At 72.6% G+C, this 26740-nt stretch carries 23 protein-coding genes and 1 pseudogene; 20 read left to right on the forward strand and 4 right to left on the reverse strand.

Annotation, left to right across the window (positions count from 1 at the left end):
* Positions 1-120: 120 nt before the first annotated feature.
* From OOK38_RS19895 to OOK38_RS19905, 3 genes are all read left to right on the forward strand, one after another.
* Positions 121-2265 (forward strand): SpoIIE family protein phosphatase, encoded by a 2145-nt coding sequence (locus tag OOK38_RS19895; protein ID WP_266758632.1) that lies wholly within the window; start codon positions 121-123, stop codon positions 2263-2265.
* A 278-nt stretch (positions 2266-2543) separates the two neighbouring features.
* A complete protein-coding gene (gene hemW, locus OOK38_RS19900; RefSeq protein ID WP_266758631.1) occupies positions 2544-3809 on the forward strand; it encodes a radical SAM family heme chaperone HemW in 1266 nt (421 codons plus the stop codon).
* Positions 3810-3836: 27 nt separating this feature from the next.
* Positions 3837-4532: a hypothetical protein gene (locus OOK38_RS19905; protein WP_266758629.1), complete on the forward strand. Its 696-nt coding sequence runs from the start codon at positions 3837-3839 to the stop codon at positions 4530-4532.
* Here the strand turns inward: OOK38_RS19905 and OOK38_RS19910 are convergent.
* Complete coding sequence (locus OOK38_RS19910) at positions 4516-5322, reverse strand: DUF3097 domain-containing protein (RefSeq protein WP_266758627.1); 807 nt, start codon at positions 5320-5322, stop codon at positions 4516-4518. The genes OOK38_RS19905 and OOK38_RS19910 overlap by 17 nt on opposite strands.
* A 45-nt stretch (positions 5323-5367) precedes the next feature.
* Entirely contained in the window at positions 5368-6132 is a 765-nt protein-coding gene (locus tag OOK38_RS19915) for an MBL fold metallo-hydrolase (protein ID WP_266848622.1), read from the reverse strand.
* A 177-nt stretch (positions 6133-6309) separates the two neighbouring features.
* On the opposite strand from OOK38_RS19915, the gene hrcA reads away from it, so the two are divergent.
* The 10 genes from hrcA to OOK38_RS19965 all read left to right on the forward strand — a co-directional run bounded on the left by hrcA (position 6310) and on the right by OOK38_RS19965 (position 17270).
* Positions 6310-7326, forward strand: a complete 1017-nt coding sequence (gene hrcA, locus OOK38_RS19920; RefSeq protein ID WP_261702658.1) for a heat-inducible transcriptional repressor HrcA — start codon at positions 6310-6312, stop codon at positions 7324-7326.
* Complete coding sequence (dnaJ, locus tag OOK38_RS19925) at positions 7327-8460, forward strand: molecular chaperone DnaJ (protein WP_266758621.1); 1134 nt, start codon at positions 7327-7329, stop codon at positions 8458-8460.
* A gap of 112 nt (positions 8461-8572) precedes the next feature.
* The gene (locus OOK38_RS19930; RefSeq protein WP_266758619.1) at positions 8573-9667 is read left to right on the forward strand and encodes a nitronate monooxygenase; all 1095 of its coding nucleotides are present in this window, start codon (positions 8573-8575) and stop codon (positions 9665-9667) included.
* Complete coding sequence (locus tag OOK38_RS19935; protein WP_266758617.1) at positions 9664-10413, forward strand: 16S rRNA (uracil(1498)-N(3))-methyltransferase; 750 nt, start codon at positions 9664-9666, stop codon at positions 10411-10413. The genes OOK38_RS19930 and OOK38_RS19935 overlap by 4 nt, the downstream gene beginning before the upstream one ends.
* Positions 10414-10443: 30 nt before the next feature.
* Positions 10444-10836 (forward strand): VOC family protein, encoded by a 393-nt coding sequence (locus OOK38_RS19940; RefSeq protein ID WP_266758615.1) that lies wholly within the window; start codon positions 10444-10446, stop codon positions 10834-10836.
* A gap of 165 nt (positions 10837-11001) precedes the next feature.
* Positions 11002-11520, forward strand: coding sequence for a hypothetical protein (locus OOK38_RS19945; protein WP_266758613.1), 519 nt, complete (start codon positions 11002-11004; stop codon positions 11518-11520).
* Between the two features lie 72 nt (positions 11521-11592).
* Positions 11593-14796, forward strand: coding sequence for a S41 family peptidase (locus OOK38_RS19950; protein WP_266848623.1), 3204 nt, complete (start codon positions 11593-11595; stop codon positions 14794-14796).
* Between the two features lie 91 nt (positions 14797-14887).
* Positions 14888-15265 carry a histidine triad nucleotide-binding protein gene (locus tag OOK38_RS19955; RefSeq protein WP_266758610.1) on the forward strand — a complete coding sequence of 126 codons (378 nt, stop codon included), beginning with the start codon at positions 14888-14890 and terminating at the stop codon, positions 15263-15265.
* Positions 15266-15271: 6 nt separating this feature from the next.
* Positions 15272-16177 (forward strand): ribonuclease Z, encoded by a 906-nt coding sequence (locus OOK38_RS19960; RefSeq protein WP_266758608.1) that lies wholly within the window; start codon positions 15272-15274, stop codon positions 16175-16177.
* Between the two features lie 100 nt (positions 16178-16277).
* The gene (locus OOK38_RS19965; protein WP_266758606.1) at positions 16278-17270 is read left to right on the forward strand and encodes an adenosine deaminase; all 993 of its coding nucleotides are present in this window, start codon (positions 16278-16280) and stop codon (positions 17268-17270) included.
* Between the two features lie 101 nt (positions 17271-17371).
* Here OOK38_RS19965 and OOK38_RS19970 read toward each other — a convergent pair.
* Positions 17372-18759 (reverse strand): annotated as a pseudogene (locus tag OOK38_RS19970) (MFS transporter).
* A 400-nt stretch (positions 18760-19159) separates the two neighbouring features.
* Here OOK38_RS19970 and OOK38_RS19975 point away from each other — a divergent pair.
* The 5 genes from OOK38_RS19975 to OOK38_RS19995 all read left to right on the forward strand — a co-directional run bounded on the left by OOK38_RS19975 (position 19160) and on the right by OOK38_RS19995 (position 23729).
* Complete coding sequence (locus OOK38_RS19975) at positions 19160-20269, forward strand: carbohydrate kinase family protein (protein ID WP_266758603.1); 1110 nt, start codon at positions 19160-19162, stop codon at positions 20267-20269.
* A 234-nt stretch (positions 20270-20503) separates the two neighbouring features.
* A complete protein-coding gene (locus OOK38_RS19980) occupies positions 20504-21562 on the forward strand; it encodes a PhoH family protein (protein ID WP_266758601.1) in 1059 nt (352 codons plus the stop codon).
* Between the two features lie 12 nt (positions 21563-21574).
* Positions 21575-22072, forward strand: a complete 498-nt coding sequence (gene ybeY / locus OOK38_RS19985; protein WP_266758599.1) for an rRNA maturation RNase YbeY — start codon at positions 21575-21577, stop codon at positions 22070-22072.
* The gene (locus tag OOK38_RS19990; protein ID WP_266848624.1) at positions 22069-23373 is read left to right on the forward strand and encodes a hemolysin family protein; all 1305 of its coding nucleotides are present in this window, start codon (positions 22069-22071) and stop codon (positions 23371-23373) included. The genes ybeY and OOK38_RS19990 overlap by 4 nt, the downstream gene beginning before the upstream one ends.
* Entirely contained in the window at positions 23370-23729 is a 360-nt protein-coding gene (locus OOK38_RS19995) for an MmcQ/YjbR family DNA-binding protein (protein WP_266758595.1), read from the forward strand. The genes OOK38_RS19990 and OOK38_RS19995 overlap by 4 nt, the downstream gene beginning before the upstream one ends.
* Positions 23730-23732: 3 nt before the next feature.
* On the opposite strand, the gene OOK38_RS20000 is transcribed toward OOK38_RS19995, so the two are convergent.
* A complete protein-coding gene (locus OOK38_RS20000; protein WP_266848626.1) occupies positions 23733-25316 on the reverse strand; it encodes an MFS transporter in 1584 nt (527 codons plus the stop codon).
* Between the two features lie 143 nt (positions 25317-25459).
* Between OOK38_RS20000 and OOK38_RS20005 the strand changes: the two genes are divergently transcribed.
* A complete protein-coding gene (locus OOK38_RS20005; RefSeq protein WP_266765682.1) occupies positions 25460-26281 on the forward strand; it encodes a helix-turn-helix transcriptional regulator in 822 nt (273 codons plus the stop codon).
* 60 nt (positions 26282-26341) lie between these two features.
* Complete coding sequence (locus tag OOK38_RS20010; protein WP_266758591.1) at positions 26342-26695, forward strand: cytidine deaminase; 354 nt, start codon at positions 26342-26344, stop codon at positions 26693-26695.
* The last annotated feature ends 45 nt before the right edge of the window (positions 26696-26740 follow it).

Below are 26740 nucleotides of genomic sequence, written 5' to 3' on the forward strand. Positions count from 1 at the left end.
CCACTGTTCTCACTCATGACGGCCCACTTCGGTGACTCGGTGCTTATGGGCGCCGCCAGTCTGTCACCCTGTCCGCATCGTCCGAGGTGTATTCGTCCGAACTGCCCAGGGAGCCGCACAGTGGGGGCCATTCCGACGCAACGGGAGTCCATGGCGTGCGCCCCGGACGCGCCCGCGCACCACCGCGCCGGCCAGGACGCCGTCGCCCGTACGTCGTTGCCGGGCACTCCGCTCGCCCCCGGGGCCGCCCGCCGGTTCCTTTTCGACACGCTCGTGAGCTGGGCCGGACTGGCCCTGCCCGGCGCCGAGATCATCGACGACCGGCTCACCGACGACGCCGCGGTGGTGGTCAGCGAGCTCGTCACCAACGCCGTCGTGCACGCGGGCACCGATGTCGAGCTGCTGTGCCGTCTGGAGAACCCGGCCGACGGCTCGTCCGGCCCGCTGGTCGTGGAGGTCTCCGACCACCATCCCTCCCGCGCCATACGGGACGACAGCGCCGAACGCTCCTACGGAACACCGGAGTACGGGCGCGGTCTGGGTCTCGTCTCCGCGCTCTCCGAGGCCTGGGGGATCACCTACCGCCCGGGCGTCAAGACGGTGTGGGCGCGGCTGCTGACCGACGGGAGCGCCGGGGCCCCGCCCGGGGCGGACGCGTTCGCGGACGATCTGCACGGGACGGGTGGATTCGCGGAGGCGGACGACCTGCACGGCTCCGGTGGATTCGCGGACGCCGACGACCTGCCTCGGGCCGGTCGGTTCGCGGACCCCGACGGCCTCCCCGGAATGGGCGGGTTCCCCGACGCCGACGGTCTCACGGGCGCCGCGGACGGGGCGGACCCGGGCAGGAGCGTCGGGTACGCCGAGGGGCGGGCCCCGGGGTTCCGGCCGAGGGCCGACGCCGGGTTCCACCCCGCGATATCCGCCCCCGGGGTGCCTCGGAGTACCGCGCGGGGCCACGACTGGCTCGGCCGGGGAGCCCTCTCCTTTCTCGCCGAGGCCTCCGACCTGCTCGCCGGGCAGCTCGACGAGGACCTGGTCGCCGCGCTCGCCGGGCAGCTCCTCGTGCCACGCCTCGCCGACTGGTGCGCCGTGTGGCTGGAGGACGAGGCCACCGACCGGGCGGGCGGGCTCGGCCTCGCCCTCGGACCCCGGCTCGCCCGCGTCTGGCACGGCAGCGAGAACCTCATCGAGGGGCTGCGCCGCTCCCTGGAGAACGACCCGCCGCGGCTGCCCGACGCGGTGCGGTCCCGGGCCGTCCCGGTGCCCTGGCCCGGCGAGGCGCTGGGCGCCCGCGGCGCGACCGGTGCGGCGCTGGCGTACCGGCTGATCGCGGGCGGCCGGCCGCTGGGCACGCTCGTCATCGGGCGGGCCGGACTGCCCGCCTTCCCCGACGAGGTCACCGGGCTCGTCGAGGACCTCAGCCGCCGTATCGCCCTCGCCATCGGCGCGGCCCGCCAGTACGCGCGCCAGGCCACCATCAGCCGGGTCCTGCAGCGCGGACTGCTGCCGGGCGCGGTCGCCGAGATCCCCGGGGTGCACAGCGCCCTCGTCTACGAGCCGCTCGACAAAGGCGGGCCCAGCGGCGACTTCTACGACGTGTTCCCGGCCGGCGACGGACGCTGGTGCTTCGCCGTCGGCGACGTCCAGGGCAAGGGACCCGAGGCCGCCGTCGTGATCGGTCTGGCCCGGCCCTGGCTGCGGCTGCTGGCCCGCGAGGGCTACGACGTCGCGGACGTCCTCGACCGGCTCAACCAGCTCCTCCTGGACGACGCGACGGAAGCCGCCGACGCGGCGGCCCGCGCGCTGGTGGCCGCGGGGGGACCCGGGCTCGGCACCGACCTCGGCCCGCAGACGCGCTTCCTGTCCATGCTGTACGGCGAGCTGGTCCCCTTCGACGGCGGAGTGCGCTGCACCCTGGCCTCGGCCGGGCATCCGCTGCCGCTGCTGCTGGACCCCGCCGGCGACGTGAGGGAAGTGGCCCGGCCGCAGACCCTGCTCGGCGTCTTCGAGGACCCCGAATACACCTCCGAGTCCTTCGATCTGTACCCCGGTGACACCCTGCTGTGCGTCACCGACGGTGTGACGGAGCGGCGCGACGGCTCCCGCCAGTTCGACGACGACGACGGTCTCGCGCAGGCCCTCGCGGGCTGCGCCGGCCTGAACGCCGAGCTGATCGCCGAACGGATCCGCGGACTGGTCCACGCATTCGGCACCCGCCCGCCGGAGGACGACATGGCCCTGCTGGTGTTACAGGCGCAGTAGGCGACAGCCGCACATCCGATGGCGCGACAGCCGACACCGGGGCGGGCGCCGGGGCGCATCCGGGGCGGTGCGCTGCAGGGGGTCCGGCGGCTCCGGTCGGGCACGGGACGCGCACCTCCGACGGTTCGGGGCGGTCGCCCAGGAGGGCCCGAGGCGGTCGTCCGGGCGGGCCCGAGGCGGTCGTCCGGGCGGGCCCGGGGCGGTCGTCCGGGCGGGCCCGAGACGGCCCCGAGGCGGGACGGGAACGCGTACCCCGCCCGTACTGGACAATGGAACGCATGCCTTCCGCACTTCCCGACGGTGAGCCCGTCCCCGACGACGGGGCGCTGCCCGCGCACGCCCTGGCCGCTGGGGGTCCCTCCCAGGCCTTTAAGGCACTGGGGGAGGCCGAGCGGCCCCTCGGGTTCTACCTCCACGTGCCGTACTGCGCGACCCGCTGCGGCTACTGCGACTTCAACACCTACACGGCGACCGAGCTGCGGGGCACCGGCGGCGTGCTCGCCTCCCGCGACAACTACGCGGACACCCTGATCGACGAGGTCCGCCTCGCCCGCAAGGTGCTCGGCGACGACCCGCGCCCCGTCCGCACGGTCTTCGTCGGAGGGGGTACGCCCACACTGCTGGCCGCCGACGATCTCGTACGGATGCTGGGGGCGATCCGGGACGAGTTCGGGCTCGCGGACGACGCGGAGATCACGACGGAGGCGAACCCGGAGTCGGTCGACCCGGAGTACCTCGCGACCCTGCGCGCCGGCGGTTTCAACCGTGTCTCCTTCGGCATGCAGAGTGCCCGGCAGCACGTCCTGAAGGTGCTCGACCGCACGCACACCCCCGGCCGCCCGGAGGCCTGCGTCGCCGAGGCCCGTGCGGCCGGCTTCGCGCATGTGAACCTTGATCTGATCTACGGCACGCCGGGGGAGTCGGACGACGACTGGCGGGCATCGCTCGAAGCGGCCCTCGGCGCCGGTCCCGACCACATCTCCGCCTACGCCCTCATCGTCGAGGAGGGCACGCAGCTCGCGCGCCGCATCCGCCGCGGCGAGGTCCCGATGACCGACGACGACGTGCACGCGGACCGCTATCTCATCGCGGACGAGGTGATGTCGGCGGCGGGCTTCGACTGGTACGAGGTGTCGAACTGGGCCACCTCCGAGGCCGGCCGCTGTCTGCACAACGAGCTGTACTGGCGCGGCGCCGACTGGTGGGGCGCGGGCCCCGGAGCGCACAGCCACGTCGGCGGCGTTCGCTGGTGGAACGTGAAGCATCCCGGGGCGTACGCGTCCGCACTGGCCGCGGGCCGCTCGCCGGGCGCCGGGCGTGAACTGCTTTCCGACGAGGACCGCCGGGTCGAGCGCATCCTTCTCGAACTGCGGCTGCGGGAGGGCTGCCCGCTCTCCCTGCTCCGCCCCGACGGGCTCGCGGCCTCCCGCCGCGCGCTGTCCGACGGGCTCCTCGAAGCCGGTCCGTACGACGCCGGCCGCGCCGTCCTCACCCTGCGCGGGCGACTGCTCGCGGACGCCGTGGTCCGGGATCTGGTGGACTGAACTCCTGGTCACGTACAGTCCGCGGTCATGATCGCTGGTAAGTGGCCGGCCGAGGACGCGACCGTCCTGCGGTACGGACTGCGCAGGCTCCTGTTCGGACTGCCGGTCGGGACGGCGAACCTCGGGGTCGGCGGGATGGGGTGCTGGATCGCCGCGGACAGCGGCGGTATCGGCTTTGCGTGGATCCTGGCCGGCCCCCTGATGGCGGTGGGCCTCGGCGGGGTGTTCCTGCTCGTCTCCCGCTGGCGGGCCCGGCACTGGATCACCGCCTTCGACGCGAACGGCTTCTGGTGGATACGCGGCAAGGAGGTCGCGCTGATCCGCTGGGACTCTCTCGCGGGGGTGGGCGTCTACTGGGCGAGAAGCTACAAAGACTTCATCCGCACGGTCGAGCTGTGCCCGCGGGACGAGATCGACGGCGACGACCCGCTGCTGTGGAAGTTCGTCCGCGACACGGACCCGCTCCGGCCGGATCTGCCCCGGCTCCGGTACCGCGTCGACGTCGGCGAATCCCACAAGGCGTACGTGAAGGCGCTTCTGCGGTGGGCACCCGAGCTGTGGTTCGGCTACAAGAAGCAGCCGGTTTCGTACCGGGGGCAGCCGGACGAGACGGGCCACCGGGAGCGGACTCGCGAGGCCGACGGACGCGTCGGTGCCTCCGGGCCCGACGGCTCGGGCGGCCCCGATGACGTCGGCAGCCTCCGCGTCACTCCGGTGCCGTGACGAAGTCGATCAGTTCCTCCACCCGGCCCAGGAGTTCCGGCTCCAGGTCCTTGTAGGAGCGCACCCGGGACAGGATGTGCTGCCAGGCCGCGCCGGTGTTCTCCGGCCAGCCCAGGGCCCGGCACACGCCCGTCTTCCAGTCCTGGCCGCGCGGTACCCGGGGCCAGCCCGGGATGCCCACGGAGGACGGCTTCACGGCCTCCCAGACGTCGATGTACGGGTGGCCCAGCACCAGGGCGTGGTCGCTCGTGACCGCCTCGGCGATCCGGGACTCCTTCGAACCGGGGACCAGGTGGTCGACGAGGACGCCGAGCCGGGCGTCCGGGCCCGGGCCGAACTCGTCGACGATCGCGGGAAGGTCGTCGACGCCCTCCAGGTACTCCACGACGACGCCCTCGATGCGCAGGTCGTCGCCCCACACCCGCTCGACCAGTTCGGCGTCGTGGCGGCCCTCGACGTAGATGCGTCCGGCCCGCGCGACCCGGGCGCGGGCACCGGGCACCGCCACCGAGCCGGACGCCGTACGGCTGGGACGCACGGGCCCCCCGGCCGTCGGGCGCACCAGCGTCACCACCCTGCCCTCCAGGAGGAAGCCGCGCGGCTCTAGCGGGAACACCCGGTGCTTGCCGAAGCGGTCCTCCAGGGTCACCGTGCCCGCCTCGCAGCGGATCACCGCACCGCAGAAGCCGGTGCCGGGCTCCTCGACCACCAGACCCGGGTCCGCCGGGACCTCGGGCACGGGCTTGGGCTTCTTCCACGGCGGAGTGAGGTCCGGAGAGTACTGGCGCATTCGGATGACGATAGGAGAAGCGGCGGGCGGGCGGTGTGCTGATCCCTACGACACGCCGAAGCGCGTCGCCAGCTCCTCCCGCTGCGCCCGGACGAACGCCGCGTCCACTACCGCCCCGTGCCCCGGCACGTACACCGCGTCCTCCCCGCCCAGGTCCACCAGCCGGTCCAGGGCGGCAGGCCAGTGCGACGGTACGGCGTCCGGGCCCGTCTGGGGTTCGCCGGATTCCTCCACCAGATCCCCGCAGAAGACGATCTCGGTCGACCCCGGTGGCTCCGCCGGTGAGGGCGGCCCGGGTGCGCCGGGGATCAGGACCGCCAGGTCGTGGCCCGTGTGCCCCGGGCCGACGTTCGCCAGCAGCACCTGGAGCCCGCCGCCGAGGTCGAGGGTCCACTCGCCGCTCACGGAGTGCCGGGGAGTGACCAGCAGGTCCGCCGCCTCGGCCGCCGCGTCCGGGTCGAGACCGTTGCGCACGGCGTCCGCGCGCAGCTCCTCGCACTCGTACGCGAAGACCGCGTCCAGCCCGACCGCGCCGAAGACCTCCACGTCCGTGAACGCCGCCGCGCCGAAGACATGATCGAAATGCGGGTGGGTCAGTGCGAGGTGCGTCACTCGGCGCTCCGGCCCGAGGAGCCGTTCGGCCTCGGCGCGCAGCCACGCGCCCTCCGCGAGGCTCGACCCCGCGTCGATCATCAGGGCCGCGCCCTCGCCGACGACGAGCCCGACCGTGCAGTCCCAGACCGGAAGTCGCCTCCGCCCGACCCGGGGTGCCACCCTTTCCCACCCCAGCTCTTCCCAAGTCAGCCTCATACGGCGACGCTAGCGGTGACCGGGTGCAGCGCACGACATCGCAGGCCCGCCCTTGCCGGGGTCGGGCCTCACCGCCGTACACTGGCCGGGGAACGTTGGCACTCGCGTGCGCTGAGTGCCAGGCGAAAGCCACGAAGGCCACGAAGACCATCGAGTCGACTTCTGGAGGTGTGCGCGATGCTCAGTGAACGCAGGCTCGAGGTGCTGCGCGCCATCGTCCAGGACTATGTCGGCACCGAGGAACCGGTCGGTTCCAAGGCGCTCACCGAGCGGCACAGGCTCGGCGTGTCGCCGGCGACCGTCCGCAACGACATGGCCGCCCTGGAGGACGAGGGCTACATCGCCCAGCCGCACACCAGCGCCGGGCGCATCCCCACGGACAAGGGGTACCGGCTCTTCGTCGACAAGCTCGCCGGAGTCAAGCCGATGACCGCGCCCGAGCGGCGGGCCATCCAGAACTTCCTGGACGGTGCCGTCGACCTCGACGACGTCGTCGGCCGGACCGTGCGGCTGCTCGCGCAGCTCACCCGGCAGGTCGCCGTCGTGCAGTACCCCTCGCTGACCCGCTCGACCGTGCGCCATGTGGAGCTGCTGTCGCTCGCCCCCGCGCGGGTGATGCTCGTGCTGATCACGGACACCGGCCGGGTCGAGCAGCGCATGATCAACTGTCCGGTGCCGTTCGGTGAGACGTCGCTCGCGGATCTGCGGGCCCGGCTCAACAGCAGGGTCGCGGGACGCCCCTTCGCGGACGTCCCCCAGCTCGTGCAGGACCTCCCGGACGCCTTCGAGGCGGAGGACCGGGGTACGGTCTCGACAGTGCTCTCCACTCTGCTGGAGACACTCGTCGAGGAGACCGAGGAGCGGCTGATGATCGGCGGTACCGCCAATCTCACCCGTTTCGGACATGACTTCCCTCTCACCATCCGGCCGGTGCTCGAAGCGCTGGAGGAGCAGGTTGTGCTCCTCAAGTTGCTTGGAGAGGCCGGGGATTCGAGCATGACCGTGCGAATCGGGCACGAGAACGCGTATGAGGGACTCAACTCCACGTCCGTGGTCTCCGTCGGCTACGGTTCGGGCGGCGAGGCAGTAGCCAAACTCGGCGTGGTCGGCCCGACCCGCATGGATTACCCGGGAACGATGGGAGCGGTACGAGCGGTGGCACGGTACGTCGGACAGATCCTGGCGGAGTCCTAAGTGGCCACGGACTACTACGCCGTACTCGGCGTGCGCCGCGACGCGTCCCAGGACGAGATCAAGAAGGCGTTCCGGAGGCTCGCTCGCGAGCTGCACCCGGACGTCAATCCCGATCCGAAGACGCAGGAGCGCTTCAAGGAGATCAACGCCGCTTACGAGGTGTTGTCGGACCCGCAGAAGAAGCAGGTCTACGACCTCGGCGGTGACCCGCTGTCCCAGCAGGGCGGCGCCGCCGGCGGCTTCGGCGCGGGCGGCTTCGGGAACTTCTCGGACATCATGGACGCCTTCTTCGGCACGGCGTCGCAGCGCGGACCGCGCTCGCGCACCCGCCGGGGCCAGGACGCCATGATCCGGCTGGAGATCGAGCTGGACGAGGCGGCCTTCGGCACCACGAAGGACATCCAGGTCGACACGGCCGTCGTCTGCGCCACCTGCAACGGCGAGGGTGCCGCGCCCGGCACCGCCGCGCAGACCTGTGACATGTGCCGCGGTCGCGGCGAGGTGTCCCAGGTGACGCGGTCCTTCCTCGGCCAGGTCATGACCTCGCGGCCGTGTCCGCAGTGCCAGGGCTTCGGCACCGTGGTCCCGACCCCGTGCCCCGAGTGCGCGGGCGACGGCCGGGTCCGGTCCCGTCGCACCCTCACGGTCAAGATCCCGGCCGGTGTGGACAACGGCACACGGATCCAGCTCGCGGGCGAGGGCGAGGTCGGCCCCGGCGGCGGCCCCGCCGGTGACCTGTACGTCGAGATCCACGAGCTGCCGCACTCGACCTTCCAGCGGCGGGGCGACGACCTGCACTGCACGGTCACCATCCCGATGACCGCGGCGTCCCTCGGCACCAAGGTGCCGCTGGAGACCCTCGACGGCATGGAGGAGGTCGACATCCGTCCGGGCACCCAGTCCGGTCAGTCGATCCCGCTGCACGGCCGGGGCGTCACCCACCTGCGCGGCGGCGGCCGCGGCGACCTCATCGTGCACGTCGAGGTCACCACGCCGACCAAGCTCGACGCGGAGCAGGAGCGGGTGCTGCGCGAGCTCGCCATACTGCGCGGCGAGGAGCGGCCCACCGGTCAGTTCCAGCCTGGTCAGCAGGGGCTCTTCTCCCGGCTGAAGGACGCCTTCAACGGTCGCTGACCCAGGCGCGGCGCGGGGTGGGAATGCCACCCCGTGCCCGCCCATCCCGGTGGCCTATGCCGGGCGGACGGCCGGATTCGGACTTGTTCTGGGGACGTGACAACATGCCGTCATGTCCTCCGCACTGACCGATCTCTTCCTTCACCCGATCGTGCAGGCCCCCATGGCGGGCGGCGTTTCCGTCCCCCAGCTCGCGGCCGCCGTGTCCGAGGCGGGCGGGCTCGGATTCCTCGCCGCCGGGTACAAGACCGCCGACGGCATGTACCAGGAGATCAAGCAGCTGCGCGGGCTGACCGGACGTCCCTTCGGCGTCAATCTGTTCATGCCGCAGCCCGAGCATGCGGACCCCGCCGCGGTCACGGTCTACGCCAACCAGCTCGCGGGTGAGGCCGCCTGGTACGAGACCGAGCTCGGCGATCCGGACAGCGGCCGCGACGACGGCTACGACGCCAAGCTCGCCGTCCTCCTCGACAACCCGGTGGCCGTGGTCTCCTTCCACTTCGGCGTGCCGAGCCAGGACGTGCTGGACTCCCTGCGCCGCGCCGGAACGCTCACCCTGGTCACCGCGACCACGGCCGAGGAAGCTCTCGCCGTGCAGCGGGCCGGTGCCGCCGCCGTCATCGTGCAGGGCATCGAGGCCGGCGGACACCAGGGCACCCACCGCGACAACCCGGAGACGGACGGCACGGGCGTCGGGCTGCTCTCCCTGGTCGCACAGGTCCGCGAGACCGTGCAGATCCCGATCGTGGCGGCCGGCGGCATCATGCGCGGCAGCCAGATCGCCGCCGCCCTCGCCGCGGGCGCGAACGCGGCCCAGCTCGGCACCGCGTTCCTCGCCACCCCCGAGTCCGGCGCGAACGCCGTGCACAAGCAGGCGCTGACCAACCCCCTCTTCGTCCGCACGGAACTCACGCGCGCGTTCTCCGGGCGACCGGCGCGCGGGCTGGCCAACCGCTTCATGCGCGAGCACGGCCCGTACGCCCCCGCCGCCTACCCCGAGATCCACCACCTGACCTCGCCGCTGCGCAAGGCGGCCGCCAAGGCGGGCGACGCGCAGGGCATGGCGCTGTGGGCGGGACAGGGCCACCGCATGGCGCGCGACCTGCCCGCCGGGCAGCTGGTGGAGATACTGAACGCCGAGATCGCCGCCGCCAAGACAGCGTTGTCGGCAACCGACGAGATCCCGGAAGAGGGTGCGGCCCGATGACGGCACCGGTGTTCCTGGTCGAGCACTTCGACGCGGGCGGCGGCGGACGCTACGTCCTCGACGGCGCCGAGGGACGGCACGCCGTCTCCGTGAAACGGCTCCGGCCCGGCGAGGACGTCGTGCTCACCGACGGGGCCGGGCGCTGGGCTGACTGCGTAGTCCTCGACACCGAGGGCAAGGACCGGCTGATCGTGAAGATGGACTCGGTGGCCGAGGAACCGGCCGAGGAGCCGCGCATCACGGTTGTCCAGGCCCTGCCCAAGGGCGACCGGGGCGAGCTGGCCGTCGAGACCATGACCGAGACCGGCGTCGACGCGATCGTCCCCTGGGCCGCCTCCCGCTGCATCACCCAGTGGAAGGGCGACCGGGGTCTGAAGGCGCTCACCAAGTGGCGCGCCACCGCCCGGGAGGCCGGCAAGCAGTCCCGCCGGGTGCGCTTCCCGGAGGTCGCGGACGCGATGACGACCAAACAGGTTGCCGCACTTCTCGCCAAAGCCGATCTCGCCGCCGTACTCCACGAGGACCCAGAGCTCGGCACCGAGCCGTTCGCGACGGCCGGCCTGCCCGGCTCCGGGGAGATCGTCCTGGTGGTCGGCCCCGAGGGCGGGATCTCCCCGGAAGAGGTCGCGATCTTCACCGAGGCGGGCGCGAAGATGTTCCATCTGGGGCGTACGGTGCTGCGTACGTCGACGGCCGGGACCGTGGCCACGGCACTGCTGCTGGCCCGCACCGGCCGCTGGTCCTGACCCGTCACCCGCACATCCAGCAGGGATTCCATGGAACTCGCCCAGGTACGGCTGCTCGTCTCCGACTTCGCCGCCTGCTATCGCTTCTACTCCGAAGTCCTCGGCCTCAAGCCCCAGTCGGGCGCGGCGAAGGGCCCGTACGAGAAGTTCAGTCCCGTCACCGGGTCGGCGGGCATCGCCCTCCAGGACCGCGCGATGATGGCCGAGGTCCTGGGCGAGATCGGTGACGTGGTCACCGGGCACCGTTCGCTGGTGGTGCTGCGGGTGGACGACCTCGACACCTACTGCGAGCAGGTCGTCTCACGCGGCGCGACCCTGCTGCACGGCCCGGCGCCCATGACGGACCGCATGCGCGTCGCCCATCTCAAGGACCCCGAGGGGAACTTGGTGGAACTCCAGGAGTGGCAGCTGCTGCTCGGCTGACGAGCGGCCCGGGACCCGCCCGGCCACGGGAGGAGGAACCCCTTCGGGTGGTTGTGCGCCCGATGGCCGCATGCGGTCTACCGCGGCGCGCCGTGCGGTGGCACGCTGCCGTCCATGGGGGCTTTGAGGCGTATCAGGAGCCGGACGGGGCGCAGGCGGGTGCTGATGGCCGTCGGGCTGGGCGCGGCCGGCGTGTTCGGAGTGGCCGCGTGCGAGCCCGGGGACGGACTCAGCGCCGCCACCGTGTCCTACACGACCGACCAGACGGCGACGAAAGAACTCGAACGGCGCCACGTGGACGTGCGCTGGCTCAGCTGCACCGCGCACTACGGCAGCGCCAACAAGGTCTACACGCCCGGGAAGTCACCCTCGCCGACGGAGAACACCGTGGCGTCCGTCGACTGCCAGGGCCAGACCGGCGACGGACGGGACATCGTCGTCAAGGGCAAGGTCACCCGCGCCGTCGACGGCGCCTGCGTACGCGGCGACCTGCGGGCCACCGTCGGCGGGAAGCAGGTGTTCCGCGTGAGCGGCCTGGGCGACTGCAACGCCACCAACGGCCCCACCCCGCCGGCCACCTACAACCCCCCGAACGGACAGCCCGACCCCACCGTCACGGTCACCGTCACGAAGACCATGTGGTGCAAGGGCGACCCCACCTGCTGGCCCGCGCAGGGCAAGTGACCTGCCACGCCGTACACGGACAAGTGATCCAAACCCCTGTCGGGGCGCGCGTCCGCTGCGTAGGGTGACCGGGTGACAGAGTCCGCAGCCTCCGCGTATCTCCGGTTTCCGCATCTGCACGGCGAGTTGGTCGTCTTCACGGCCGAGGACGACATCTGGGCCGCTCCCCTCGACGGCGGCGGCCGCGCCTGGCGGATCAGCGCCGACAACGTAGCGGTGAACCAACCGCGCATCTCCCCGGACGGCACGACCGTCGCCTGGACGTCCACGCGCGACGGCGCCCCCGAGGTCCACGTCGCCTCCCTGGCGGGCGGGCCCGCCAAACGGCTGACGTACTGGGGCAGTTCGAAGACCCAGGTGCGCGGCTGGACCCCCGACGGACAGGTGCTCGCCCTCAGCAGCCAGGGCCAGGCCAGTCTGCGCCGCACCTGGGCACGGTCCGTCCCGCTCGACGGCGGCCCCGCGACGACCCTGCCGTACGGCCCCGTCGGCGACGTCGCCCACGGCGCGCCCGGTGTCGTCCTGCTGTCCGCCCCGATGGGGCGTGAGGCGGCCTGGTGGAAGCGGTACCGCGGCGGCACGGCGGGCAAGCTGTGGATCGACCGGAACGGCGAGGGCGAGTTCGTCCGGCTGCACGAGGACATCGACGGGAACCTCGAATACCCCTGCTGGGTGGGCGAGAGGATCGCCTTCCTGTCGGACCACGAGGACGTCGGGGCCCTGTACTCCTCGCTCGCCGACGGATCCGACCTGCGGCGTCATACGCCGGTGGACAGCTTCTACGCCCGCCACGCCTCCACCGACGGCACCCGGGTGGTGTACGCGTCCGCCGGTGAACTGTGGCTCCTCGACGGCGCCGAGCCGCGCCGGCTGGACATCCGGCTCGGCGGCCAGCGCGTCGACCAGCAGCCCCACCCCGTCAGCGCCTCGCGCTGGTTCTCCGCCGCCGCGCCCGACCACACCGGACGCGGCAGCGCGATCTCCGTGCGCGGCGCCGTCCACTGGGTCACCCACCGCTCCGGACCGGCCCGCGCGCTCGCCACCGAGCAGGGCGTCCGCGCCCGGCTGCCCCGCACCTTCCGTGCCGAGGGCGAGGAGCACGTGGTCTGGGTGACGGACGCGGAGGGCGACGACGCCCTCGAATTCGCCCCCGCCACCGGCGTCGCCCCCGGAGCCACCCCGCGACGGCTCGCCGCGGGCGCGCTCGGCAGGGTCCTCGGCCTCGCCATGGCGCCCGACGGAAGCCGCGCCGCCGTCGCCTCCCACGACGGGCGCGTGCTGCTCGTCGAGCGCGAGAGCGGCGAGGTCCGCGAGGTGGACCGCAGCGAGGACGGCGAGGTCACCGGACTCGTCTTCTCGCCCGACTCCGCGTGGCTCGCCTGGTCGCACCCCGGACCGCGCCCGCTGCGCCACCTCAAGCTCGCCAACACCACCGACCTGTCGGTCACCGAGGCGACCCCGCTGCGCTTCCGGGACTACGCACCGGCGTTCACCCTCGACGGCAAGCACCTCGCGTTCCTCTCGGCGCGCGCCTTCGACCCCGTCTACGACGAGCACGTCTTCGACCTGGCGTTCGTCGGCGGCTCCCGGCCGTATCTGATCACCCTGGCCGCGACGACACCGTCCCCCTTCGGGCCGCAGCGCCACGGCAGGCCCTTCGAGGCACCCGACAAGGACGAGACGCCCGACAGCGAGGGCGCCCCCAGCACCCGTATCGACCTGGACGGACTCGCCGACCGGATCGTGCCGTTCCCCGTCGAGGCCGCCCGCTACTCGACGCTGCGCGCCGCCAAGGACGGGCTGCTGTGGCTGCGCCACCCGCTGCGGGGCGTGCTCGGCTCCTCCCGCGCGACCCCGGACGACCCGGACCCGAAGACCGAACTGGAGCGGTACGACCTCGCCCAGCAGCGCATCGAACACCTCGCCGCCGACGCCGACCACTTCACCGTCACCGGAGACGGCAAGCGGGTCCTGCTGTGGACCGACGGCAAGCTCAAGGTCGTCCCCAGCGACCGGCGCGCCTCGAACGACGACGAGAGCGACACGAACATCACCGTCGACCTGTCGCGGGTGCGCCAGACCGTCGACCCGGCCGCCGAATGGCGCCAGATGTACGACGAGACCGGCCGCCTCATGCGGGACAACTTCTGGCGTCCCGACCTGGGCGGCGTCGACTGGGACGCGGTCCTCGACCGGTACCGGCCGGTCCTGGAACGGGTCGCCACCCACGACGACCTCGTCGACCTGCTGTGGGAGGTGCAGGGCGAACTCGGCACCTCGCACGCCTACGTCACCCCCCGCGGCGGATGGGGCGGCGGCGACCGGGCGCAGGGGCTCCTCGGCGCGGACATCTCCCGTCACGAGGACGGCAGCTGGCGCATCGACCGGATCCTCCCCTCGGAGACCTCCGACCCGGACGCGCGGGCCCCGCTCGCCGCGCCCGGCGTCGCCGTGCGCGCCGGGGACGCGATCGTCGCGGTCGGCGGACACCCCGTGGACCCGGTGGCCGGGCCCGCGCCGCTGCTCGTCGGCACGGCCGGCAAACCGGTGGAGCTGACCGTCTCGCCCTCGGGCGGCGGCGATCCGCGCCACGCGGTCGTCGTACCGCTCGCCGACGAGGAGCCGCTGCGCTACCACGCGTGGGTCGCCGACCGGCGCGCCTACGTCCACGAGCGGTCCGGCGGGCGCCTCGGCTATCTCCACGTGCCGGACATGGTCGGCTCCGGCTGGGCGCAGCTCCACCGCGATCTGCGCATCGAGGTGGCCCGCGAAGGCCTCGTCGTGGACGTCCGGGAGAACCGCGGCGGCCACACCTCCCAGCTCGTCGTGGAGAAGCTCGCCCGGCGGATCGTCGGCTGGGACCTGCCCCGCGGCCTGCGCCCCTACAGCTACCCGGAGGACGCGCCGCGCGGCCCCGTCGTCGCCGTCGCCAACGAGTTCTCCGGCTCCGACGGCGACATCGTCAACGCGGCGATCAAGGCGCTCGGCATCGGACCCGTGGTCGGCACCCGCACCTGGGGCGGCGTCATCGGCATCGACAGCCGCTACCGCCTCGTCGACGGCACCTCCGTCACCCAGCCCAAGTACGCCTTCTGGCTCGAGGGTTACGAGTGGAGCGTCGAGAACCACGGCGTCGATCCCGACATCGAGGTCGTCCAGGCTCCGCAGGACCACGCGGCCGGACGCGACACCCAGCTCGACGAGGCGGTCAGGATCGCGCTGGCCGCGCTGGAGGAGAACCCGGCGAAGACCGCGCCCACGCTGCCGCCGCTGTGACCCGCGCGGGCGGGCGGCGCCACGAGCCGCCCGCCCCGCTGGGCCGCTAGCATGCGGAGGTAATGATCGGCTGGCGTGAGGAGGCACACGCATGGCGCAGGAGCCGAGGCGAGCAGAGGGCGGGGAGCCGCAGGACGACTGCCTGTTCTGCAAGATCGTGGCCGGGCACATTCCGGCGACGCTGGTGCGCGAGACCGACACGACCGTGGCGTTCCGCGACATCAACCCGCAGGCGCCGACCCACATCCTGGTCATCCCCAGGGTGCACTACCCGGACGCGGCCGCCCTGGCCGCCGCCGAACCCGCCGTCGCGGCGGACCTCCTGCGCGAGGCCGGCGAGGTCGCGGGCGAGGAGAAGCTGGAGAGCTACCGCGTCGTGTTCAACACGGGCAGCGGGGCCGGACAGACCGTCTTCCACGCGCACGCCCACCTCCTGGGCGGCCGCGGCATGCAGTGGCCGCCGGGATAGCCGGCCTTGTCCGCACGTGAACTGGTGGTCCTCGGCACCGCCAGCCAGGTTCCGACCCGGCACCGCAACCACAACGGCTACCTGCTGCGCTGGGACGGCGAGGGGCTCCTCTTCGACCCGGGTGAGGGCACGCAGCGCCAGATGCTGCGTGCCGGGGTCGCCGCGCACGACGTGCACCGCATCTGCGTCACGCACTTCCACGGCGACCACTCGCTCGGACTCGGCGGGGTGATCCAGCGCATCAACCTCGACCGCGTACCGCACGAGGTGATCGCGCACTACCCGCTCTCCGGACAGCACTTCTTCGAGCGGCTGCGCTACGCCACCGCCTACCGCGAGACCGCCCGGCTGACCGAGGCGCCGGTCGCGGACGACGGTGTCCTCGTGACGACCCCCGCGTACACCCTGGAGGCCCGCAGGCTCTCCCACCCCGTCGAGTCCTTCGGGTACCGGCTGGTCGAACCGGACGGGCGGCGGATACTGCCCGAGCGGCTCGCCGAGCACGGGATCAAGGGGCCCGACGTCGGGGTTCTGCAACGGGAGGGCTCGCTACGGGGCGTCGCTCTCGACGACGTCAGCGAGGTGCGGCGCGGACAGCGGTTCGCGTTCGTCATGGACACCCGGCTGTGCGAGGGCGTGGACGCGCTCGCCGAGGACTGCGACCTGCTCGTCATCGAGTCGACCTTCCTCGACGGCGACCACCGGCTCGCCTCGGACCACGGTCATCTGACGGCGGGCCAGGCAGGCAGGGTGGCCAAGGAGGCGGGCGTACGGCACCTCGTGCTCACCCACTTCAGCCAGCGCTACTCCGATCCCGGGGAGTTCGAGCGCGAGGCCCGCGCGGCAGGGTTCGACGGGGAGCTGACGGTGGCGCACGACCTGGTGAGAGTGCCGGTCCCGAAGCGGCGGTGACGGTTCGGCCGCTCCGGGTCCGCTCCGGGTCCGCTCCGTGTCCCGGTGTCGGGAAGGTGCCGGTTTCGGTGTGCCCGGTAAGCGACCGTACGATGCTTCGATGTCCCTCCCCAAGGCTGAACTGCACCTCCACATCGAAGGCACCCTCGAACCCGAGCTGGCCTTCGCGCTCGCCGCGCGCAACGGCGTCACCCTGCCGTACGCGGACACCGAGGAACTGCGCAAGGCGTATCTCTTCGACGACCTCCAGACGTTCCTGAACCTGTACTACGAGCTCATGGCCGTCCTGCGGACGGAAGCGGACTTCGCCGACCTGGCCGACGCCTACCTCGCCCGGGCCGCCGCGCAGGGCGTGCGGCACGCGGAGATCTTCTTCGACCCGCAGGCGCACATCGCCCGGGGCGTGCCGATGGGGACGGTCGTCGAGGGGCTGTGGCGGGCGCTCGGCCGCAGCGAGGAGACCCACGGTGTCTCCACCCAGCTGATCATGTGCTTCCTGCGCGACGAGTCCGCCGAGTCCGCCATGGACACCCTGGAGGCCGCGAAGCCCTACCTCGACCGGATCGTCGGCATCGGCCTCGACTCCGCCGAGGTCGGCCATCCGCCGGTCAAGTTCCGCGCGGTGTACGAGGCCGCCGCCGAGCTCGGTCTGCGGCGCGTCGCGCACGCCGGTGAGGAGGGGCCGCCCGCGTACATCACCGAGGCACTCGACCTCCTGGGCGTCGAGCGCGTCGATCACGGGCTGCGCTGCATGGAGGACCCCGAGCTCGTCGAGCGACTGGTCCGGGATCGGGTGCCGCTGACGCTCTGCCCGCTGTCGAACGTACGGCTGCGCGCCGTGGACGTCCTGGCGGAGCACCCGCTGCCCGCCATGCTGGACGCCGGGCTCCTGTGCACGGTCAACTCCGACGACCCCGCCTACTTCGGCGGATACGCCGGCGACAACTTCCACGCGGTGCGCGAGGCCCTGGGTCTCGGCGAGGAGCGGTTGCGGGAGCTGGCGCGCAACTCGTTCGAGGCGTCCTTCCTGGAGCACGACGAGGAGCGGCGCGCGCGGTACATCGCCGAGGTCGAGGCGTACGAGTTCCCTTAGCCGGGAGAGCGCCCGCCGATCCGTGTGCCGTCCGGCCGTGCGCCGTTGCGTGCGCCGTCCGTCCGCTGGGACGGAGGGGCGGGCGGACGGGCGGACGGGCGTCAGACGGACACCGTCCCCGGCGCGGACGCGGTGGCCGCCGCGTGCCGGGGGCCCGCCGTGGCGTACGCGTCCCGCTGGGCGGGCACGGCCTCCAGCCCGAGCCCCGTGACGGGGACCTTCGCGAAGGGGCCGTCCAGGGCGGGGGCCGGTGCCACGGAGATCTCCACGACGGTGATGTCCGTGAAGGGGCTGTCCGCCGCCGGGATCGGTGCCACGGGGTCGTTCGCGACCGGCATCTCCGGGACGGGGATCTCGACGATCTGAGTGCCGCGGCGCGGACGCAGGGCCACGAGGGTCATCGGGACGCCGACCAGCAGCAGGCCGGCCGCCAGGACCGTGCCCATCGCCGGGTAGCCGGCCCGCGCGGACAGCAGGCTGCCGGTGAGCGGGCCGCACGCGGTGCCGAGCGAGGAGGCGGAACCGACGAGGACCGCCCACCGGCCGCGCGGGTCCATGGACGCGGCGAGACCGATCACGTACGAGAGCACGACCGGGTACAGGGTGTTCCAGGCGATCTCGCCCGTCGCGAAGGACGTCAGATCGGTGGCCGCCGAGCTGAGCGCGATACAGCCGGCGATCAGCGCCGTGCCCAGGCCGATCGGGAGCCCCGTGCCGAGCCGCGGGCCGAGGGTGCCCGCGCCGACGACCCCGAGCAGTCCGGCGCCGAGTGCCACCGCGAAGACCGCGCCGACGGTGACCTCGGTGAGTCCCGCCTGCGTCAGGCCTATCCGGCCGCTCACGCCCCACAGGGCGTTCTGCGCGAGGGACCAGAAGAGCATCGCGGCGGCGAGGAGCAGACCGGATCGGCGGTGCGGGAGCGGACTGGCGGCGCGTCGGGTGTGGGCCGCCGGCGCGTGCGCGGGAAGGCGTCCCGTCAGAGGCAGCGAGAGCAGGGACGCGCAGGCGATCGCGGCGAGCGGGACACCGTGCGCCGGGCCCAGACGCGGGATCGTCAGATACAGCGCGCCCGCGAGGGCGGAGACGCCGAGCAGACCGAGAGTGGTGACCCGGTGCGGATCGCGCCGGCCGGCGATCCCGGTCGCGGCGACCGTGGTGGCCGTACCGGAACCGAAGCCGCCGACGATCGCGCCGGCGACCACGAGGGGGACGGCCGACGAGAGCGCGGCGGTGCCGTAGCCGACGGCGGCGAGGAGCAGACCGGCGCGGGCGAGCAGGCGCGGGCCGAAGCGGTCGACGCGGGAGGCGAGCAGGAAGCCGGCCGAGGCCGAACTCAGCAGCAGGACACTGCCGACGGCGCCGGCCTGGGTGGCCGAGAGCGGGAGTCCCGCGTCCAGGCGGCCGACGGTGGTGGGCAGCAGATACGCGGCGAGGTACCCGGCCGTGAAAGGGCGACGAGGGGCCAGGGCGTGGTGGTGCGGGCGGACACGGGCGTTCCCAGGGCATGCGAGAGCGGCTCAAGAAGGGGGGAGGGGGCGGCTGTCGACGGACAGGAACGCGCGGGGCAATTTGTATCAAGTGGGCGGCTCCGCGAAGAAGGCCGGAAGATGTGATCTGGGGCACTCTTCGTTTTGGGGTGAGGGGCCCGGGGTAGAAGCGCCGATCCTTCAGGCGCCGAGCGGGTCGAATGCCGGTGCCGCGCCCCGGGGGCGAGGGAGTTTCGGCAGGTGAGGGACCGGAGTGCGTACCTGGACGCGCGGCGGGCGCGGGCCCTGAGGGGACGACACCCACCCGCACCAAGGACCACGGCCGCCCCGGCGTGACCCACGGCCCCGCCCGGGCGGTGTGGTGCACACTGGCCAGATCCGCACCACCCCAGGGAGCGCACCGTGATCGCGTCCAACGGCGAGGGACCGTACCGCCAGGCCCATGTCGACCCGCTCGCCGGGCAGCGCACGGCGAGCGACCCGCCCTGGGACGTCTACCTCACGGGCACCGTCTTCCTCGACATCATCTTCACCGGGCTCGACTCCGCCCCCGTGCGCGGCACCGAGTCCTGGGCGCGCGGCATGGGTTCGAGCCCCGGCGGCGTCGCGAACATGGCGACCGCCCTCGCCCGGCTCGGGCTGAAGACCTCCCTGGCCGCCGCCTTCGGTGACGACCACTACGGGGAGTACTGCTGGGACGCCCTGGAGCAGGGCGAGGGCATCGATCTGGCGCCGTCGCGGACGGTGCCCGGCTGGCACTCGCCGGTCACCGTGTCGATGGCGTACGAGGGCGAGCGGACCATGGTCAGCCACGGGCACGAGCCGCCCCCCGAGGAGCCCGCCCCGGACTGCCCGCCGCGCGCGCGTGCCGCCGTCGCCTCGCTGACCCCGGGAGTCCGCGCGCCCTGGATCGCGCAGGCCGCGAGCCGGGGCACCCGGATCTTCGCGGACGTCGGCTGGGACGACACCGGCCGCTGGGACCTGGCGGGTCTCGCCGATCTGGCGCACTGCGAGGCGTTCCTGCCGAACGCCGAGGAGGCCATGCGGTACACCGGCGCCGACTGCCCGCGCGCGGCGGCGCACGCGCTGGCCGAGCACGTACCGCTGGCGGTCGTCACCCTCGGTGCGGAGGGCGCCTACGCCGTGGACGGCCGCTCCGGGGAGAGCGCCGAGGTCCCGGCGATCGCCGTCGAGGCGCTGGACCCCACGGGCGCGGGAGACGTCTTCGTCGCAGGATTCGTCATGGGAACCCTGGCCGACTGGCCGCTCTCCGACCGGCTCGCGTTCGCCGGGCTGACCGCCGCGCTCTCCGTCCAGGAGTTCGGCGGATCGCTGTCGGCGCCCGGCTGGTCGGAGATCGCCGCCTGGTGGCGCCGGGTCCAGTCGGTCGACGACCAGGATCCGGCGGCCCTGCGCCGGTACGCCTTCCTGGAGGGCCTGCTCCCCGAGGTCACCCGCCCCTGGCCGCTGCGGCGGGCGGTGCCGACGATCGGCTTCGGCCGCTCGGCGTGAGGCCACCGGACCGCCGGGTCCGGCCGGGAGCGCCGGCTCTCCCGCGGGTCGCCCGAGCGAGCGGTCGGGGCGTCGGTCGGGCGCCGGTCGGGGCGTCGCTGAGGTCACGACGTCGTGACCTCAGGAAAAGCCCTACGGCTCTGTGAGTGCCGCGACGTACGCTGGGAACCGCAAGGCTGCCCGTGTGGCAAGCGTGCCGACCGAGGAGGATACGCAGGCCTACAGAGCCGGCCCATGACTCAGACACCAACAGCTCACGGCCCCGTTCAGGGGCAGGCGCGCGCGCACTTCACCGTCCCGGCCAAGCACCCCATGGTGACTGTTCTGGGTTCCGGAGACGCCCTGCTGCGCGTGATCGAGAAGGCCTTCCCGGCGGCCGACATCCACGTCCGGGGAAACGAGATCAGTGCGGTCGGCGACGCCGGTGAAGTCGCTCTCGTCCAGCGCCTGTTCGACGAGATGATGCTGGTGCTCCGCACCGGGCAGCCCATGACGGAGGACGCAGTGGAACGCTCGATCGCCATGCTCAGGGCGAGCGAGAACGGGGAGGGCGACGGCCAGGAGACTCCGGCCGAAGTGCTCACGCAGAACATCCTGTCCTCGCGAGGCCGCACCATCCGCCCCAAGACGCTCAACCAGAAGCGCTACGTCGACGCCATAGACAAGCACACCATCGTGTTCGGCATCGGCCCCGCCGGTACCGGCAAGACGTACCTCGCCATGGCGAAGGCCGTCCAGGCGCTCCAGTCCAAGCAGGTCAACCGGATCATCCTGACCCGCCCGGCGGTCGAGGCCGGCGAGCGTCTCGGCTTCCTGCCCGGCACGCTCTACGAGAAGATCGACCCCTACCTGCGCCCGCTCTACGACGCGCTGCACGACATGCTCGACCCGGACTCGATCCCGCGCCTGATGGCCGCGGGCACGATCGAGGTCGCGCCACTCGCGTACATGCGCGGCCGCACCCTGAACGACGCCTTCATCATTCTGGACGAGGCTCAGAACACGAGCGCCGAGCAGATGAAGATGTTCCTCACCCGGCTCGGCTTCGACTCGAAGATCGTGATCACTGGTGACGTGACGCAGGTCGACCTCCCGAGCGGTACGAAGTCGGGTCTGCGGCAGGTCCAGGACATCCTGGAGGGTCTCGACGACGTCCACTTCTCGCGGCTCACGTCCCAGGATGTCGTCCGGCACAAGCTGGTCGGCCGTATCGTCGACGCGTACGAGAAGTACGACAGCGAGAACGGCACCGAGAACGGCTCCCACAAGAGCCGGGGCCACAAGGGGAAGTAGACCAGCACCGCCATGTCGATCGACGTCAACAACGAGTCCGGAACCGAGGTCGACGAGCAGGCGATCCTCGACATCGCCCGCTACGCGCTCGCGCGGATGCGCATCCACCCGCTCTCCGAGCTCTCGGTGATCGTCGTGGACACCGACGCCATGGAGCAGTTGCACATCCAGTGGATGGACCTGCCGGGGCCGACGGATGTCATGTCCTTCCCGATGGACGAGCTGCGTCCGCCGTCGAAGGACGACGACGAGCCGCCGCAGGGGCTGCTCGGCGACATCGTGCTCTGCCCCGAGGTCGCCGAGCGCCAGGGCAAGGACGCCCCGACGGAGCACTCCATGGACGAGGAGCTCCAACTGCTCACCGTCCACGGCGTGCTGCACCTGCTCGGCTACGACCACGAGGAAGCCGACGAGAAGGCCGAGATGTTCGGTCTGCAGGCCGCCATCGTGGACGGCTGGCGCGCGGAGAAGGGCATGACGGGTCCGTCTCCGGCCCCGACCGTGTCATGAGCCCTCAGCTGGTCATCGGTGCCATCGCCCTGGTCGTCGTCGCCTGGCTCGCCGCCTGCGCGGAGGCGGGCCTCGCGCGCGTCTCCAGCTTCCGCGCCGAGGAGGCCGTGCGCAGCGGGCGGCGCGGCAGCGCCAAGCTCGCGCAGGTCGCCGCGGACCCGACGCGCTACCTGAACGTGGCGCTGCTCGTCCGCGTCGCCTGCGAGATGGCGGCCGCCGCGCTCGTCGTCTACGCCTGCCTGAAGGAGTTCGACAAGACCTGGCAGGCCCTCGCCGTCGCCATCGGCGTCATGGTCCTCGTGTCGTACGTCGCGGTCGGTGTCTCGCCGCGCACTATCGGCCGCCAGCACCCCCTGAACACCGCGACGGCGGCCGCGTACATCCTGCTGCCGCTGGCCCGGATCATGGGCCCGATCCCCCCGCTGCTGATCCTCATCGGCAACGCGCTCACGCCGGGCAAGGGATTCAGGCGCGGCCCGTTCGCCTCCGAGGCGGAGCTGCGGGCGCTGGTCGACCTCGCCGAGAAGGAGTCCCTCATCGAGGACGAGGAGCGCCGCATGGTGCACTCCGTCTTCGAGCTCGGCGACACCCTGGTGCGCGAGGTCATGGTGCCCCGCACGGACCTCGTCGTCATCGAGCGCTACAAGACGATCCGGCAGGCCCTCACCCTGGCCCTGCGTTCGGGCTTCTCGCGCATCCCGGTCACCGGGGAGAGCGAGGACGACATCGTCGGGATCGTGTATCTCAAGGACCTGGTCCGCAAGACGCACATCAGCCGCGAGGCCGAGTCCGAGCTGGTGTCCACGGCCATGAGGCCGGCCACCTTCGTGCCCGACACCAAGAACGCGGGCGATCTGCTGCGCGAGATGCAGCAGGAGCGCAATCACGTCGCCGTCGTCATCGACGAGTACGGCGGCACGGCCGGCATCGTCACCATCGAGGACATCCTCGAGGAGATCGTCGGCGAGATCACCGACGAGTACGACCGCGAACTGCCGCCCGTCCAGAAGCTCGGCGACGACCGCTTCCGGGTGACCGCCCGCCTCGACATCGGCGACCTCGGCGAGCAGTACGGCTTCGAGGCCTACGACGACGAGGACGTGGAGACCGTCGGCGGACTGCTCGCCAAGGCACTGGGCCGGGTGCCCATCGCCGGTGCCTCCTCCGTGGTCGAACTGCCCGACGGGCGGGAACTGCGGCTGACGGCGGAGGCCGCGGCCGGCCGCCGGAACAAGATCGTCACGGTCCTCGTCGAGCCGGTCGGCCCGGCGGGGCCGGCCGAGGAGGAGAAGCCGGAGTGACCCCGCGGCAGCTGCGCGCGTTCTGCCTGTCCTTCAACGCGGCCGTCGAGGACTTCCCCTTCACCCCCGAGACCTCGGTCTTCAAGGTGCTGGGCAAGCTCTTCGCGCTGACGAACCTGGACGCGAGCCCGCTCAAGGTCAATCTCAAGTGCGACCCGCAGGACGCGATCCGGCTGCGCGACCAGTACCCGGGGCTGATCCTCCCGGGCTACCACATGAACAAACGGCACTGGAACACGGTGACCGTGGACGGCGAACTCCCGGACCGTCTGGTCCGGGAGCTCGTCGAGGATTCGTACGATCTCGTCGTCGCCGGTCTGCCGCGGGCCGAGCGCCTGCGCCTCGACCGTCCCTGACCCTCAGCGGGTCCGCTTCGCGCCGCCTCGCCCGAGTCCCGCCGCGACCAGTCCCGCCGCCGCCAGCACGACCGCCGCGTCCAGGGCGAGGACCGTGTGCACGCCGGCCAGCAGGTCGTCCGACGTGGTCGCGAGGACCCCGAGGAGCGGGATGCCGACCGTGATGCCCACCTGCTGGGTGGAGGTCACCAGGCCGGTGGCCAGGCCCTGTTCCCCGTCGGGGACCCCCGAGGTGACGGTCAGGCCGTACGAGATGATCGCGCCCAGGTGGCACATGCTGGCCAGCGACACCGCGGCGGTGGCGATCCAGACGGACCAGAGGTGCGTGCCCAGCGTCAGCATCGTGGCCACGAACAGGCCCTGTCCGGCCAGCGAGCCGACCAGCGTACGGCGGGCACCGAAGCGGCCGATGACCTTCGGGGCGTACACCCCGGCGACGGCCGACAGCACGCCCTGCACGCCGAACACCAGGCCGGTCTCGAAGGCGGAGAGCGCGAGGGTCTCCTGGAAGTACAGGGTCAGCACGAACACGACCGTCGACATCATCGAGAACGTGACCAGGCCGCCCAGGTTGCCCCACGCCACCGTGCGGCGGCGCAGCATCGGGAGGCTGACCAGCGGGGCGGCGGCGCGGGACTCGACGCGGACGAAGGCGCCGAGCAGCAGCACGCCCACGACGAGAGCCGTGAGGACGTCCGCGCCGCCGAAACCGCGGTCCGCCGCCGTCGACAGGGCGTAGATCAGGGCCAGCAGGGCGCCGGTGACGGTGACCGCGCCCGGGATGTCCAGGCGCGGACGGTCGGGGGTCCGGGACTCGGGCAGCAGGCCCGGGGCCAGCGGCAGCACGATCAGCGCGAACACCGACAGCAGACCCATCGTCGAACGCCAGCCGAGCACGTCCGTCAGGACGCCGCCCGCCACCATGCCGACCGTGAAGCCGAGCGACAGGAGGGTGCCCGAGATGCCGAGCGCGCGGTCACGCGCGGGACCCTCCGGGAAGGTCGTGGTCAGCAGCGACATGCCGGCCGGGACGATCGCCGCCGCGCCCAGGCCCTGCAGGGCGCGTCCGGCCAGGAACGACGTCGGGTCCCAGGCGAAGGTCGCGAGCAGCGAGGCCGTCCCGAACAGGGCCAGTCCGGCGAGGAAGAGCCTGCGGCGGCCGTACAGATCGCCGATGCGGCCGAAGAGGAGCAGGAATCCGCCGGACGGCAGCGCGAAGGCGGTGACCGCCCACTGGAGTGCCGAGCGGCTCATGCCGAGGTCGGCGCCGAGCACGGGCAGCGCCACGTTCAGGACGGAGAAGTCCAGCGCGACCATGAACTGGGCCGCGCACAGCACGAAGAGGACGAGCCTGTCGCGCCGCGACAGCCGGCTGCCGAGGGGTGGATGGTCCTTCCCGGGAGCGGGAGGAGCGGGGGGAGCGGAGGAACTGCGGTCCCGGCGGCCGTTCTTGGCGCCTGTGCCGATGTCTGGCTCGATGCCTGATCCGATGCCCTGGTGGATGCCCGGGTCGGTGCCCGGATCGGTGCCGGGCGCGGTGTCGCCGGGGGTGCGGTCGGTGGACGTGGTCGTTGTCTCGGTCGCCATGGCAACAGCCTGCGGCGGCCGGAATATCCGTGGGGAGCCGGAACTTATGCTGGTGGTCGCACCACCAGCCACCGGAGGGGGACGCGTACGTGACAGAGGACGTGCTCAAGACCCATCGGCGCCCGGAACTGCGGGAGTTCCTGATGAGCCGCAGGGCGCGGGTGTCGCCGGCCGAGGCCGGTCTCCCGGACGGTGGTGCCCGCCGTCGCACCCCGGGGCTGCGCCGTGAGGAGGTCGCCGTCCTCGCGGGCGTCGGGGCCTCCTGGTACCAGTGGCTGGAGCAGGGGCGGGACATCTCCGTGTCGCCGCAGGTCCTCGACTCGGTCGCCCGCGTGCTGCGGCTCAGCAACACCGAGCGCCGCCATCTGTACACGCTGGCCGGACTGAACCCGCCCGCCCCCGAAGTCGCCCCCGGGGACCGGGACATGTGCGACGGGCTGCGGCGGCTGATCGACACGTGGATGCCGTATCCGGCGCACATCATGGACCCGTACTACAACTGCGTCATGTACAACGGCGCCGCCCAGGTCGTCCTCGGCATGCGTCCCGAGAACACCCAGAACTGCATCGTCGACTTCTTCACCGACCCGCTCTACCGGGGCCGTTCGCGGACCTGGGAGCGCAACGCGCGTACCGTCGTCGCCCAGTTCCGCGCGTCGTGCGCCGCCGCGCCGGACGACGAGGGATTCCGCGAAGTGCTGGCCCAACTCACCGAGGCCAGCGCCGAGTTCGCGGAACTGTGGGAGCGGCGGGACATCGAGGACGCCGGTCAGATCCGCAAGGAGCTCGACCATCCGCTGGTGGGCCTGCTCGCCGTCGAGTCCACGGCGATGAAGGTCCCGGTCCGGCCCGATCTCACGATCGTGCTGCACACGCCGCTGCCGGAGGCGAACACGGCGTCGAAGCTGGAGTGGCTGGCCTCGCCGGAGGGCCGGCGCGGGTCGATGTATCCGGTGGCCGGCTGACGCGTCGTGTCCGGTGACCCTTCGGCGGGAGCGCGCGCCGGCACTTCGTATGCTCTGGTCATGACCGACAGCAGCGCGCTCGACCCCGAGGACCGCAAGATCGTCACCCTGGCCCGTTCCGCGCGGGCCCGCAACGGTGTGCCCGAGGGGGCCGCCGTACGGGACGAGACGGGGCGTACCTACGTCGCCGGGACCGTGGAGCTGACGTCCTTGCGGCTGAGCGCCCTGCAGACCGCCGTGGCGATGGCCGTGGCGTCCGGTGCGAAGTCCCTGGAGGCGGCGGCCGTGGTGTCCGAGGCGGAGGCTGTCGCGGACGCGGACCGCGCGGCCGTACGGGACCTCGGCGGGCCCGGGACTCCGGTGCTGCTGGCCGGGCTCGACGGCGTCGTACGGCAGACGGTGACGGCGGGCTGAGAAGGCTTCCCCCGCCCGGCGGCCCCACCGGCCCGCGGCCGGAAC

The organism is Streptomyces sp. NBC_00568 (assembly GCF_026341855.1).
Lineage (GTDB): Bacteria > Actinomycetota > Actinomycetes > Streptomycetales > Streptomycetaceae > Streptomyces.

Excerpts from the sequence above, each read along its gene's own strand:
- OOK38_RS19990 (WP_266848624.1), top strand. The coding sequence starts at position 22,069 with ATGAGCCCTCAGCTGGTCATCGGTGCCATCGCCCTGGTCGTCGTCGCC.
- OOK38_RS19940 (WP_266758615.1), top strand. The coding sequence starts at position 10,444 with ATGGAACTCGCCCAGGTACGGCTGCTCGTCTCCGACTTCGCCGCCTGC.
- OOK38_RS19910 (WP_266758627.1), bottom strand. The coding sequence starts at position 5,322 with ATGCGCCAGTACTCTCCGGACCTCACTCCGCCGTGGAAGAAGCCCAAG.
- OOK38_RS20010 (WP_266758591.1), top strand. The coding sequence starts at position 26,342 with ATGACCGACAGCAGCGCGCTCGACCCCGAGGACCGCAAGATCGTCACC.
- OOK38_RS20005 (WP_266765682.1), top strand. The coding sequence starts at position 25,460 with ATGAGCCGCAGGGCGCGGGTGTCGCCGGCCGAGGCCGGTCTCCCGGAC.
- OOK38_RS19955 (WP_266758610.1), top strand. The coding sequence starts at position 14,888 with ATGGCGCAGGAGCCGAGGCGAGCAGAGGGCGGGGAGCCGCAGGACGAC.
- hemW (WP_266758631.1), top strand. The coding sequence starts at position 2,544 with ATGCCTTCCGCACTTCCCGACGGTGAGCCCGTCCCCGACGACGGGGCG.
- OOK38_RS19930 (WP_266758619.1), top strand. The coding sequence starts at position 8,573 with ATGTCCTCCGCACTGACCGATCTCTTCCTTCACCCGATCGTGCAGGCC.
- OOK38_RS19945 (WP_266758613.1), top strand. The coding sequence starts at position 11,002 with ATGGCCGTCGGGCTGGGCGCGGCCGGCGTGTTCGGAGTGGCCGCGTGC.
- OOK38_RS20000 (WP_266848626.1), bottom strand. The coding sequence starts at position 25,316 with ATGGCGACCGAGACAACGACCACGTCCACCGACCGCACCCCCGGCGAC.
- OOK38_RS19980 (WP_266758601.1), top strand. The coding sequence starts at position 20,504 with ATGACTCAGACACCAACAGCTCACGGCCCCGTTCAGGGGCAGGCGCGC.
- OOK38_RS19905 (WP_266758629.1), top strand. The coding sequence starts at position 3,837 with ATGATCGCTGGTAAGTGGCCGGCCGAGGACGCGACCGTCCTGCGGTAC.
- hrcA (WP_261702658.1), top strand. The coding sequence starts at position 6,310 with ATGCTCAGTGAACGCAGGCTCGAGGTGCTGCGCGCCATCGTCCAGGAC.
- OOK38_RS19965 (WP_266758606.1), top strand. The coding sequence starts at position 16,278 with ATGTCCCTCCCCAAGGCTGAACTGCACCTCCACATCGAAGGCACCCTC.
- ybeY (WP_266758599.1), top strand. The coding sequence starts at position 21,575 with ATGTCGATCGACGTCAACAACGAGTCCGGAACCGAGGTCGACGAGCAG.
- OOK38_RS19915 (WP_266848622.1), bottom strand. The coding sequence starts at position 6,132 with ATGAGGCTGACTTGGGAAGAGCTGGGGTGGGAAAGGGTGGCACCCCGG.
- OOK38_RS19935 (WP_266758617.1), top strand. The coding sequence starts at position 9,664 with ATGACGGCACCGGTGTTCCTGGTCGAGCACTTCGACGCGGGCGGCGGC.